This window comes from Streptomyces sp. NBC_00448, from assembly GCF_036014115.1.
GTDB lineage: Bacteria > Actinomycetota > Actinomycetes > Streptomycetales > Streptomycetaceae > Actinacidiphila.
The window spans coordinates 6,140,660-6,152,667 of the sequence record NZ_CP107913.1; the positions used below are offsets into that span (position 1 = coordinate 6,140,660).

At 71.5% G+C, this 12,008-nt stretch carries 11 protein-coding genes; 7 read left to right on the forward strand and 4 right to left on the reverse strand.

Translation table 11 applies throughout. The features are described 5' to 3' along the window. Nucleotides 1-27: 27 nt before the first annotated feature. From OG370_RS26460 to OG370_RS26470, 3 genes are all read right to left on the reverse strand, one after another. Nucleotides 28-1,710, reverse strand: coding sequence for a phospho-sugar mutase (locus tag OG370_RS26460; protein ID WP_328468435.1), 1,683 nt, complete (start codon nucleotides 1,708-1,710; stop codon nucleotides 28-30). Nucleotides 1,711-1,778: 68 nt separating this feature from the next. Continuing rightward, nucleotides 1,779-2,588 carry a purine-nucleoside phosphorylase gene (locus tag OG370_RS26465; protein WP_328468437.1) on the reverse strand — a complete coding sequence of 270 codons (810 nt, stop codon included), beginning with the start codon at nucleotides 2,586-2,588 and terminating at the stop codon, nucleotides 1,779-1,781. A gap of 197 nt (nucleotides 2,589-2,785) precedes the next feature. Beyond that, a complete protein-coding gene (locus tag OG370_RS26470; RefSeq protein ID WP_328468439.1) occupies nucleotides 2,786-3,223 on the reverse strand; it encodes a gamma-glutamylcyclotransferase in 438 nt (145 codons plus the stop codon). A 329-nt stretch (nucleotides 3,224-3,552) separates the two neighbouring features. On the opposite strand from OG370_RS26470, the gene OG370_RS26475 reads away from it, so the two are divergent. The 6 genes from OG370_RS26475 to OG370_RS26500 all read left to right on the forward strand — a co-directional run bounded on the left by OG370_RS26475 (nucleotide 3,553) and on the right by OG370_RS26500 (nucleotide 9,585). Next, entirely contained in the window at nucleotides 3,553-5,001 is a 1,449-nt protein-coding gene (locus OG370_RS26475) for an NAD(P)H-quinone dehydrogenase (protein ID WP_328468441.1), read from the forward strand. A 131-nt stretch (nucleotides 5,002-5,132) separates the two neighbouring features. Next, nucleotides 5,133-5,462 carry a hypothetical protein gene (locus tag OG370_RS26480; RefSeq protein ID WP_328468443.1) on the forward strand — a complete coding sequence of 110 codons (330 nt, stop codon included), beginning with the start codon at nucleotides 5,133-5,135 and terminating at the stop codon, nucleotides 5,460-5,462. Further along, nucleotides 5,462-6,970 carry a C2 family cysteine protease gene (locus OG370_RS26485; protein WP_328468446.1) on the forward strand — a complete coding sequence of 503 codons (1,509 nt, stop codon included), beginning with the start codon at nucleotides 5,462-5,464 and terminating at the stop codon, nucleotides 6,968-6,970. The genes OG370_RS26480 and OG370_RS26485 overlap by 1 nt, the downstream gene beginning before the upstream one ends. A 113-nt stretch (nucleotides 6,971-7,083) precedes the next feature. Beyond that, entirely contained in the window at nucleotides 7,084-7,692 is a 609-nt protein-coding gene (locus OG370_RS26490) for a hypothetical protein (protein WP_328468448.1), read from the forward strand. Between the two features lie 170 nt (nucleotides 7,693-7,862). After that, on the forward strand, nucleotides 7,863-8,471 hold the full coding sequence (locus OG370_RS26495; protein ID WP_328468450.1) for a hypothetical protein: 609 nt from the start codon (nucleotides 7,863-7,865) through the stop codon (nucleotides 8,469-8,471). Between the two features lie 187 nt (nucleotides 8,472-8,658). Next, nucleotides 8,659-9,585 (forward strand): DeoR/GlpR family DNA-binding transcription regulator, encoded by a 927-nt coding sequence (locus OG370_RS26500; protein ID WP_443060746.1) that lies wholly within the window; start codon nucleotides 8,659-8,661, stop codon nucleotides 9,583-9,585. A gap of 90 nt (nucleotides 9,586-9,675) precedes the next feature. On the opposite strand, the gene OG370_RS26505 is transcribed toward OG370_RS26500, so the two are convergent. Beyond that, nucleotides 9,676-10,341, reverse strand: coding sequence for a TetR/AcrR family transcriptional regulator (locus OG370_RS26505; RefSeq protein WP_328468454.1), 666 nt, complete (start codon nucleotides 10,339-10,341; stop codon nucleotides 9,676-9,678). Nucleotides 10,342-10,461: 120 nt separating this feature from the next. Here OG370_RS26505 and OG370_RS26510 point away from each other — a divergent pair, with 120 nt between their 5' ends. Beyond that, nucleotides 10,462-11,976, forward strand: a complete 1,515-nt coding sequence (locus OG370_RS26510; protein ID WP_328468456.1) for an MFS transporter — start codon at nucleotides 10,462-10,464, stop codon at nucleotides 11,974-11,976. The last annotated feature ends 32 nt before the right edge of the window (nucleotides 11,977-12,008 follow it).

A 12,008-nucleotide genomic window follows, 5' to 3' on the forward strand; every position in this document is an offset into this window, starting at 1 on the left:
AGGTCCGGACGCAGGTCCCCGCGGCGCTCAGATGCCGGCCGCGGTCGCCAGGTCGCGCTTGAGGGCGGCGAGCAACTCGGCTGCGGCGGCGCGGGCCTGGGGCAGGGCCGAGGGCTCGGACACGGGCAGCACCGCTTCGAGGTAGCACTTGAGCTTTGGCTCGGTCCCGCTGGGCCGGACCACGACACGGGCGCCGTCGACCCCGGGCCCGGCCATGCGGTAGCGCAGGCCGTCGGTGGGCGGCAACTCCTCGGAACCGGCGGCGAGGTCGTCGACCCCGGTGACGGCGAGGCCGGCCAGCTCGGTCGGGGGGTGCGCCCGCAGGCGCTCCATGGCCGCGCCGATCAGCGACAGGTCGGCGACCCGGGCCGAGAGCTGGTCGGTGGCGTGCAGCCCGTGGGTGAGGGCGAGTTCGTCGAGCAGGTCGCCGAGCGTGCGGGAGCCCCGCTTGAGGTCGGCGGCGAGTTCGGCGATGAGCAGCGCGGCGGTGATGCCGTCCTTGTCACGGACCCCCGCCGGGTCGACGCAGTAGCCGAGCGCTTCCTCGTAGCCGTACCGCAGGCCCGGCACGCGGGAGATCCACTTGAAGCCGGTGAGGGTGTCGGCGTAGCAGAGGCCGGCGCGGGCGGCGATCTTCGACAGCAGCGAGGAGGAGACGATGCTCGCCGCGAAGGTGTCCCGGCCGGGGACGGCGGCGCCGCGGCGTACCAGGTGGACGGCGAGCAGCGCGCCCAGCTCGTCGCCGCGAAGCATCCGCCAGCCGCCGGGGGCGGCCGGGTCGGGTACGGCCACGGCGCAGCGGTCCGCGTCGGGGTCGTTGGCGATCACCAGGTCGGGGCGGTGCGCGCGGGCGGTCTCGAAGGCGAGGTCCATCGCACCGGGTTCCTCGGGGTTCGGGAACGCCACGGTGGGGAAGTCCGGGTCGGGTTCGGCCTGCGACGGCACCACGGTGGGCGCGGGGAACCCGGCCCGGTCGAACGCGGCGAGCAGCGTCCGCAGGCCCACGCCGTGCAGCGGCGTGTAGACGGTCGACACCTCGCGCGGGCCGTCCGGGGCGACCACGCCCACCGCGCGGTCCAGGTACGCCGCCACGACGTCCTCGCCGAGCACCGTCCAGCCGTCCTCGGGCGTCGGCACGGTCTTCAGCGGGCCGACCGCCGCGATCCGCTCGGCGATCTCCGCGTCCGCGGGCGGCACGATCTGCGAGCCGTCGCCCAGGTAGACCTTGTAGCCGTTGTCCTGCGGCGGGTTGTGGCTCGCGGTCACCATCACGCCGGCGGCCGCGCCGAGGTGGCGGATCGCGAACGCCAGGACGGGGGTGGGCAGCGGGCGGGGCAGCACCGCCGCGGCCAGGCCCGCGCCGGTCATCACGGCGGCCGTGTCCCGCGCGAAGCGTTCCGACTTGTGCCGGGCGTCGTACCCGATCACCACGAGGCCGGGGCCCCGGTCCGCCGGGTGCGTGTCCTGTACGTACGCGGCCAGGCCCGCCGCCGCGCGCATCACCACGGCGCGGTTCATCCGCATCGGGCCGCCGCCCATCGCGCCACGCAGCCCGGCGGTGCCGAACTCCAGGGTGCCCCGGAAGCGGTCCGCGAGGTCCGCGCGGGCGTCCTCGTCCCCGCCGTCCGCGGCCCGTACGAGGGCTTCGAGTTCCGCCCGGGTGTCGGGGTCGGGGTCCTCCGCGATCCACTGCGTGGGCTCGAGCCGCACGTCGGTCCTCCTTTGTCCGTTCGTCTGCCCTCAAATCGCCGGGCGGGCTTGGTTCCTGCTCGGGTGGGTCAGAGTCGGCCCAGGACCTGGTGGAGGAGGGCGCCCATGCGGGCGGCGGAGACCCGGCCGGCTTCGAGGACCTCCTCGTGGTTGAGGGGCGCCCCGGTCATCCCGGCCGCGAGGTTGGTGACGAGGGAGATCCCGAGGACCTCGGCCCCCGCCTCGCGCGCGGCGATCGCCTCCAGGGCGGTGGACATCCCCACGAGGTCACCCCCTATCGCGCGGACCATGCCGATCTCCGCGGGGGTCTCGTAGTGCGGGCCGGGCAACTGGACGTAGACACCCTCTTCGAGGGAGGGGTCGACCTCCTGGCACAGCGCCCGCAGCCGCGGCGAGTAGAGGTCGGTGAGATCGACGAAGCGCGGCCCGCGCAGCGGGGAGGTCGCCGTCATGTTGATGTGGTCGCTGATCAGGACGGGCTGGCCGGGCCGGTACCCGGGGCGGAGCCCTCCGCAGCCGTTGGTGAGCACGATCGTCTTGCAGCCGGCCGCGACCGCGGTACGGACGCCGTGCACGACGCTGTCGACGCCGCGCCCTTCGTACAGGTGGGTGCGGCCGAGGAAGACGAGGGCGCGCACCTCGCCGATCCGTACCGAGCGGACCTGCCCGGAGTGCCCGGCGACCACGGGAGCCGGGAACCCGGGCAGATCGGTGATCGGTACCTCGTGGTCGTGGGTGCCGAGTTCGTCGGCGGCGGGCACCCAGCCCGAGCCCATGACGAGGGCCACGTCGTGCGTGTCGGCGCCGGTCAGCTCGCGGAGGCGGGCGGCGGCGGCATCGGCCGCGGCGTAGGGATCGGGTTCTGCGGAAGCGTTCACGCGGATGAGCGTAACCCGTGTTTCCCTACGCGCGTAGACGCCGCAGAAACATGATGTCCGGAAATCGGATCTTCCGACAATTGACGACCGGGGTGGGCTCGGCCACCCGGGTGGCCGGAGTGCGGCGGCCGGGCGCGGTGGACGGGGGCGTGGGCGGCGCGTGGACGGGCGCGTGGACGGCGGCCCCGCGGGGTGCCTCAGCAGGGCCGCTTGCGCAGCTCCATCACGTAGTCGTACGGCGCGCCGGCGGACTCGGCGGCGTCCGCGAGCTCGCCGAGGTAGCGGGCGGAGGGCAGGCCGCCCTCGTAGTCGTTGAGGACGTACAGCCAGGCCGCCTCGTCGCCGTCGAGGGTGTGCACGCGCAGGGTCGTCCGCCGGTAGATGCCCAGCGGTACGCCCTCCCACCGATCCATGGACTCCTCGTCCACCTCGGCGATGTCGTACAACCCGATGAACACCTGATGGCCCGGCGCCTCCACGACCGTGGCCAGCGCGCCCTCCCAGCCCATCTGCTCGCCGCCGAAGGTCAGTCGCCACCCGTCGAGCCACCCGGTGCCGCGCAGCGGGGAGTGCGGGGCGCGGCGCGTCATCAGCCGCGCGTCGAGGTTGCTTCCGTAGGCGGCGTAGAGCGACATGGTCACGAGAGTACGGGAGCGGGGTTCGCGCGGCGTAAGGAGCGGACGCCGCGTCCGTGGGCGATCCGGGCCGCGGGCGGCTGCGCCGGGCCTTCGCCGGTGCCCGCGGCGCGACCTGCGACGTCGCCCGGGAGGTGGCTCGGGAGGTGGTCCGCGAAGCCGCCGCGAGGTAGTCCGCGAGCTCACCCGCGAGGCCGCCCGTTTTCGTACGGCGGCGGGCCGGGGGCGGGCGCCCGTCGTGGCCCCGTCGCGGTGTCGCGCGCCCGTACCACTGCCCCGCCGCCGTACGGGCAGGACCCTGGCGGCGAGCGCTTGGCACGTGCGGGACAATGGGGTACGTGACTCGGATCGTGATCATCGGTGGCGGACCCGGCGGCTACGAAGCCGCGCTCGTAGCGGCGCAGCTCGGCGCGGAGGTGACCGTCGTGGACACCGACGGCTTGGGCGGGGCGTCGGTGCTGACCGACTGCGTGCCGTCCAAGACCCTCATCGCCACGGCCGAGGTGATGACGACGTTCGACTCCTCGTACGAGGAACTGGGCATCATCGTCGCCGACGACACGCCGCCGCTGGACCGTTCGGCCCGGGTGGTCGGGGTGGACCTCGGCAAGGTGAACCGCCGGGTGAAGCGGCTCGCGCTCGCCCAGTCGCACGACATCACCGCCGCCGTGACCCGGGCCGGTGCCCGGGTGATGCGCGGCCGGGGCCGGCTGGAGGGCTGCCCGACCGCCGAGGGCACCCGCTGTGTCGTGGTCGAGGCCGCCGACGGCAGCAGCGAGCGGCTGACCGCCGAGGCGGTGCTGATCGCGACCGGGGCCCGCCCGCGCGAGCTGGAGGACGCGCTGCCCGACGGCGAGCGCATCTTGAACTGGACCCAGGTCTACAACCTCGACGAGCTGCCGGAAGAGCTGATCGTGGTCGGTTCCGGCGTCACCGGCGCGGAGTTCGCGGGCGCCTACCAGGCGCTCGGCTCCCGGGTCACGCTGGTCTCCTCCCGCGACCGGGTGCTGCCGGGCGAGGACCCGGACGCCGCCGCCGTCCTGGAGGACGTCTTCCGCCGCCGCGGCATGAACGTGATGGCCCGCTCCCGCGCGCAGTCCGTGAAGCGGGTCGGCGACCGGGTCGAGGTGGCGCTCGCCGACGGCCGGATGATCAGCGGAACGCACTGCCTGATGGCGGTCGGCGCGATCCCCAACACCGGCGGGATGGGCCTGGAGGAGACCGGCGTCAAGCTCACCGACTCCGGGCACATCAAGACGGACAAGGTCTCCCGCACCAGCGCCCCCGGCGTCTACGCGGCCGGCGACGTCACCGGCATCTTCGCGCTCGCCTCGGTCGCCGCGATGCAGGGGCGGATCGCGATGTACCACTTCCTCGGCGACGCGGTGGCCCCGCTCAACCTCAAGACCGTCTCCTCCAACGTCTTCACCGACCCGGAGATCGCCACCGTCGGCTACACCCAGGCGGACATCGACGCCAAGCGGATCGAGGCGAACGTCGTCAAGCTGCCGCTGCTGCGCAACCCGCGGGCGAAGATGCAGGGGGTCCGCGACGGCTTCGTCAAGCTCCTCTGCCGCCCCGGCACCGGCATCGTGGTCGGCGGTGTCGTGGTCGCGCCCAAGGCGAGCGAGCTGATCCACCCCATCTCGATCGCCGTCGACAACAGCCTCACCGTCGAGCAGATCGCCAACGCCTTCACCGTCTACCCCTCCCTCTCCGGCTCCATCGCCGAGGTCGCCCGCCAGCTCCACACCCGCAAGACCGGCCACGGCGGCTGAAGTCCCCCTCACCCGGCGTCACATGCCGATCACGGCTGTCCCGATCCCGTAACACCCGCCCCCGACCGCTCCCTTGCCGCGCTTCCGCGCCCCTACGGTGACACCACATGGCGAACACCGGGGGGTAACGCATGGGGCAGAAGCAGTTAGATCCGGGCGAGACACCCGAGCAACTGAAGCAACGCGCCACCGACTTGCGGGACTGCGCGCGTACCGCCCGCAAGCTCGCGGGATCGATGGGTCCCTACCTGGACAACGCGGTCGGCCAGGCCAAGGCCGGCATCTGGCACGGGCCGTACGCCTCGAGGACCACCTCGATGCTCGTCTCGCGCAAGACCACACTCCACCGGATGGCGTCGGACCTCGTCGCCGACGCGTCCCGCTGGGAGACCGAGGCGCAGGCGCTCGACGACCAGGCCGCGGCGAAGAAGAAGCAGCAGTCCGCGAAGGGGGGCGGCTGATGGGGTTCGCGGGATTCGACACCGAGAAGATCGGCACGCTGGCCGGCGGCCTGGAGAAGGCGAGCCAGGGCGCGGGCCCCCTGCACCGGCAGGTCGCCATGGTCCTGACCCGCGCCAACGGCCTCCTCAAGGGCAGCAAACCGGTCACCACCAGCGCCTTGCTCCAACCACTCGTCGGCGACCTGATGGGCGGCCTCTTCTTCGGCGGCTACCACTGCATGCCGGGCACCCTGACCGGTGAACTCGACGACACCCAGGCGTCGATGAAGCGCCGCTGCGCCCAACTCGGGGGTGTGCAGAAGCTCGTCGACGACGGATACGACGTCGACCCGTCGCTCTACTTCGACGACGAGAAGCCGCCGGACCAGAAGAAGATCAACACCGCGCTGACCGACCTCGCCGAGCTCAACGGCAAGAACGCCGGTGACACCGACAGCCGTTCCGACCTGGAACGGATCAAGGGCGACCTCGACGGCCTCACCCCGACCGAGCTCGACGCGTTTCTCGACAAGGTCCCGGCGGGCGACCTGGCCCACTTCAACGACGTGGCCACCCACACCGGCAACAGCGGCATCTGGCCCTTCCAGCACTCCAACGGCCTTCCCTCGGGCGAGTACCGCGACTTCACCAGTTCCCTGCTGAAGAAGGCGGGCCCCACGCACTGGCCCAAGATCGAGGCGGCCTTCCCGGTCCAGCCGGGCTTCGACACGACGGACGCGTGGCTCGAGGGCCAGAACTCCCAGCAGGAACAGGGCGTTCACGGCATGCACTACGGCACGCCGAAGGACCCGTTGTTCAAGAACCCCGGCACGGTCGACGCCTCCGGCGCCCATCAGGGCCAGATCGGAGACTGCTGGTACATGGCCTCACTGGAGGCGACCGCGCAGGCCGACCCGAAGTTCATCGCCGAGGGCGTCAAGCAGAACCCCAACGGGACGGTGGACGTACGGATCTGGGACAAGGACGGCAAACTGCACTGGGTCACGGTCACCCCTGACATTCCGATGGACAGTGACAACAACCCGGTGTCCGCCTACGGCGCGGACGAGAGCTGGCCCGCCTACTACGAGAAGGCGTTCGCCCTGATGTACGCGGGTGACACAGGCGGCGCTCCGGACGACCACCAGGGCGACCCGCTCTACGACCGGGCAGAGCGGGGCGATTACGGCGCCACCGAATGGGACTTCACCGACAAGGCGCCGCCCTATGTCACCGGCAGCAAGTCGAAGTCGATCGGCGGCGGCTTCGACGGCGTCAAGGAGGCGTACCAGTCGCACCACCCGGTCATCGTGGCGAGCCCGTCCGACGACGAGCTCAAGAAGAAGAACCTCGACCCGAGCTGGGACGGGAACTATGTCACGCGGCATGTCTACTACGTGAAGGGGTTCGACACTCAGGGCAACATGCTGCTCGGCAACCCCTGGGGCCCGGGCAATGACGTCACGGTCACCCCGGAGCAGTACAAGGAGTACTTCGAGACCCCGCAGCAACTCCAGGTGGGCAAATGATCTCCTCCTGGTCGAAGGTGATGCGGGGGCTCGGCCTGGTCTGCTTCTGTCTCCTGCCTGTCGGCTGCGGCTCCTCCGGCGGGGGCCACGATCATCCGTCCTCCCCAGCTTCCATGACGCCAGTGGCCGTGGACAAGGGGCCGGAGTGCGAGGGCGGCGCCACCAAAGGGCTGCACCTGTTCAGCCAGGCCGCGACAGCGCTGCCGGGCGGAACGAGTGTGACGTACGCCGAAGGGCACGCGGACGGCACCCACCGCACCGCGGAGTTGACGACCGGCTCCACTTGGCTGACGGTGGAGCCCGCGCAGCGAGTCGACCTGGGCGGCCACACGTACACCGTCGCTCAGATCTGCACCTACCGCGTCGTGCTGACCGGTCCTGGGCTGCACGCGCCCACCGAACGGGGAGAGAAGATGACTGACTGGCCGATGACCCGGGACGGCATACTGTCGCTGGCCTGGCACACGCCCAACAGCAGTACCGGCGGCGACCAGGTGGTCGTCACCGACGTCGAGTCCGGCCCGCTGCGGTGCGCCGTCCACGTCGTGCACGACAGCCGACCCGCCGGCACCTTCCGCGACGTGCCGGTTGGCGGCACCATCGAGTTCGCCGGCCGGCTGTGGAAGGTGGCGCACATCGACACCGGAAACATGGCTGTCTCCGTCGCCTCAAGAGACTTCAAGCCGGGCCATGTCACGCTCCAGGAACTCGGGGACGCGTAGGGCGGGTTGGCGAGGGTGGGGGAGGCTTCCGGATGGCGGGGAAGGGAACGCACGGTCGAGCGGGGGCGCTTGGCCGTCTGGTGGTGGGCGTCTGTCTTGCTGCCGCGGCCGCGTGCGGCAGTACGGGAGCGGGGAGTGAGCATTCGCCCCGTCCTTCCGCGTCGGCGTCGATGGACCCTGGACCGGAGTGCGTGGGGGAGAGCGCGGCGAAAGGGCTGGACGTGGTGTTCCACGCCAAGGCCGCGCTGCCCGGAGGGGCAAAGGTGGCGTACGACGTCGCGCACGCGGATGGCAGGGACCGGACCGCGGAGCTGGAGAGCGGGTCCGTCCGGCAGACGGTGAAGGTCGCGCAGAAGGTCACGCTGGCGGGACACGCGTACACCGTCGCTCAGATCTGCACCTACCGCGTGGTGCTGACCGGTCGTGGGCTGCACGCGCCGACCGGAGCGGGCGGGAAGACGTCCGACTGGCCGATGACGTACGAGGGCGTGCTGCCGCTGCGCTGGCACGTGCCAGTCAACTCGACTGATGGCAGCGGCGTCGGGAAGTCGATCGTGGTGACCGACATCGCAGACGGTCCGCTGCGGTGCGACATCAGCACCGTCATGGGCACGGACGGCGGAGGCTACTTCCGCGACGTGCCGGTCGGCGGCACGATCGAGTTCGCCGGCCGGCTGTGGAGGGTCGAGTACGTCGGCGCCGGGAACATGGACGTCGCCATCGACTCCCCGGACTTCGCACCCGGCGTGGTTCGACTGCGGGAACTCGGTGACGCGTAGGGCGGGTTGGTGGCGGGTGGTGGGTTCCGGACAAGTGGGGAAGGGAACGCACGGTCGAGCTATAGCACTTGACGGTCTGTTTTGTGCACGACTTCCATCAACGGGCGCAAAACGCTGAAACCGTCCGGTCGTTGGCGTTACTGTCGGTTCCGTGTTCGCTGCAGAACGTCGTCAGTTGATTCTGGAAATGGTGCGGGCTAACGGAGCGGTGTCGCTGCGGGAGCTCGCCCGGGTCGTCCAGACGTCCGAAGTGACCGTGCGCAGGGACGTACGGGCGCTGGAGGCGGAAGGACTGCTGGACCGCCGGCACGGCGGTGCGGTGCTGCCGGGTGGCTTCACCAGGGAGTCCGGCTTCCCGCAGAAATCCCATCTAGCGACCGCGGAGAAGACGGCCATCGCCGATCTCGCGGCCGGCCTCGTCGAGGAGGGCGAGGCGATCGTGGTCGGTTCTGGTACGACCACGCAGGAACTGGCCAGACGGCTGGCGCGGGTGGCCGGGCTGACCGTGGTCACCAACTCCCTGCTGGTGGCCCAGGCGTTGGCGCACGCCAACCGTGTCGAGGTGGTGATGACCGGGGGCACCCTGCGCGGCTCGAACTACGGGCTGGTCGGCAGCGGGGCCGAGCAGTCGCTGCACGGGCTGCGGGTGTCCCGGGCGTTTCTGTCCGGCGCGGGGCTGACCGCCGAGCGCGGGCTGTCGACGTCCAACATGCTCGCCGCGAGCGTGGACCGGGCGCTGGTGCAGGCCGCCTCGGAGGTGGTGGTGCTCGCCGACCACACGAAGCTCGGCGCCGACACGATGTTCCAGACCGTGCCGACCGACCAGATCACCCATCTCGTCACCGACGAGCCCGAGCCGGACGACGAGCGCGCCGGCACGGAGTTGCAGGCGCTGGCCGATCGGGGGGTGCAGGTCACCGTCGCCTCGCTGCCCGGGAGCGGGTCCAGCGCGGCGGTGGCCGCGGCGGCGGCAGCGGACGGGCTCGCGTCCGGGCGCGGGTTGCCCGGGCCGCGGCGGCACCACCCGCTGCGCGGCGCCCCGCCGTTGGGTACGGCTCCCGTCGGGAGCGGGGAGAGCCCCACGCCCCGGCTCGCCGACGTCCGCCGCCGCTGAACCCTCAGCCCTGAGCCACGCGCCCCACACCCCTGAGCGGCTCCCCTTCCGTGAAAGGAGAGCCGCTCGGAGGCGCGGAAGGCCACGCGCTCAGCGGGACCCGGCGTGCGCGTCGGACGCGGCCGGGACCGTCGCGGCGGGACGACGCTCCCCGGCCGAAGCCACCGCCGGCCCTGCTGTCGCCCCTGCCGGCGACCCCGCTGACGCCTCCGCGGACGGCCTCGTACGGATGCCCTCCATCATGAGGGTCATCAGCCGCTGGAAGACCCCCTTCTCCGTGGGGTCCTTCTCCGCGGCCTGCACCACCGCGTACGTCAGCTTGAGCAGGTCGCCGATGTGGATGTCCTCCCGTACGGCGCCCGCCTGCTGCGCACGGGTCAGGAGTTGCCCGCCGGACTCGCGCAACTTGAACTTGCACGCGGGCATCTGCGTGTCGGACGCCTCGCCGATGGCCGCGGCCATGCCGCGGTACGCCGACGAGTGCGCCGCCATCGCGTACAGCCATGAGGTGAGGGCCTCGGTGGGGTCGTCCGCGGACATCAACTCGACGGAGCGAGCGCCGAGCGCGTCGATCTCGCGGACGAAGACCGCGTTCATCAGGCTGTATCGGTTGGGGAAGTGCCGGTAGAGGGTGCCGATGCCGACGCCCGCGTGCCGGGCGATGTCCTCCAGCGCGACATCGGTGCCGTGCACGATGAACGCCTGCCGGGCCTCTTCGAGCAACCGGTCGTAGTTGCGTTGCGCGTCTGCCCGCATCGTCGGTCCCGCCTCCACTCCGGAATATCTCGCCGAAAGCGATTGTAGTTCCGGAGGAAGCCTCCGTATAGTTTTCGGAGGAGACCTCCGTTTACTCTCTCCGCTGGAGGCTTACTCACCATGTCCACGCCCACGACGCGTGACTCCGACAGCACCAACAGCACCGGAGGAACAGACCCGACCCACAACACCCAACAGGCCGGCGGCGCCACCACCGGTGCCGCCCCCGCCCCCACCCGGCAGCCGTCGTCCCCCGCGAGCCGCCACCCGTATCTCGTCCTCGGTGCCATCGTCGGCACCCAGCTGATGATCCTGCTCGACGCCACCGTGGTGAACGTCGCGCTGCCCGGCATCGGCACCCACCTGGGCTTCTCGGCCACCGGCATGTCGTGGGTGCTCAACGTCTACACCCTCGCCTTCGGCGGCCTGTTGCTGCTCGGCAGCCGAATAGGCGACCTGATCGGCCGCCGTACGGCGATGGTGTGGGGCGTCGCCGCCTTCACCGTCGCCTCGATCGCGGGAGGGCTGGCCAACGACGCGACCACCCTGCTGGTCGCCCGCGGCTTCCAGGGGGCGGCCGCCGCGCTGGCCGCGCCCAGCACCCTTGCCCTGATCGCCACGTCGTTCAGCGAGGGCACCGAGCGCAACCGGGCGCTGAGCGTGTTCTCGGCGGTCTCCGGCGCGGGTTCGGCGATCGGCCTGACCGCCGGCGGCATCCTCACCGACCTGGGCTCCTGGCGCTGGGTGTTCTTCATCAACGTGCCGGTCGGCGCACTGATCATGGTGCTCGCACCGCGCTTCATCAACGAGACCGCGCGCCACCGCGGCGGCCGCTTCGACATCGCGGGTGCGCTGACCGGCACGCTCGGCATGGCCACCTTGGTGTACGGCTTCATCCGGGTCGGCGAGAGCAAGTGGACCGACGGACGGGCGCTGGCGTCGTTCGTGATCGCGGTCGCGCTGCTCGGCGCGTTCCTCGTCAACGAGACGCGGGTCGAGCGCCCGCTGGTGGTGCTGCGGCTGTTCGCCGACCGCAACCGGGCCATCGCCTACAGCGTGATGCTGCTGGTGCCGGCCGGGATGTTCGGCGTCTTCTACTTCAGCACCCAGTACCTGCAGACGTATCTGCACTTCAGCCCGTTGAAGACCGGCTTCGCATTCCTGCCGCTGGCCGGGCTGCTCTTCGTCGCCGCGCGGCTCGCGCCGCGCATGATCGGCAGGTTCGGCGCGAAGACGGTGGTGAGCATCGGGCTGCCGATCAACCTGGCGGGCACGATCTGGATCACCCAGCTCGGCCCGACCGACGGCTACGCGGCCGGACTGCTCGGCCCGCTGATGCTGGTCGGCTTCGGGGTCGGCTGGACGATGATGCCGCTCAACACGTTCATCCTCTCCGGCGTCCAGCCCAAGGACGCGGGTTCCGCGTCCGGCCTGCTCCAGACGATGCAGCAGATCGGCGGCAGCCTCGGACTGTCGGTGCTGGTCACCGTCTTCGGTACGGTCTCCCGGCACGCGCACGGCAACGCGTTCATCGACGGCGCCACCGCCGCGTTCACCCTGGCGGCGATCTTCGTCTCGGCCGCGCTGGTGATGGTGCTCCTGCTCAAGGCGCCCCCGAAGCCGGTGCTGCGCTGAGCGGGAGCGGCGGCGAGCCGCGGGCGCGCCGC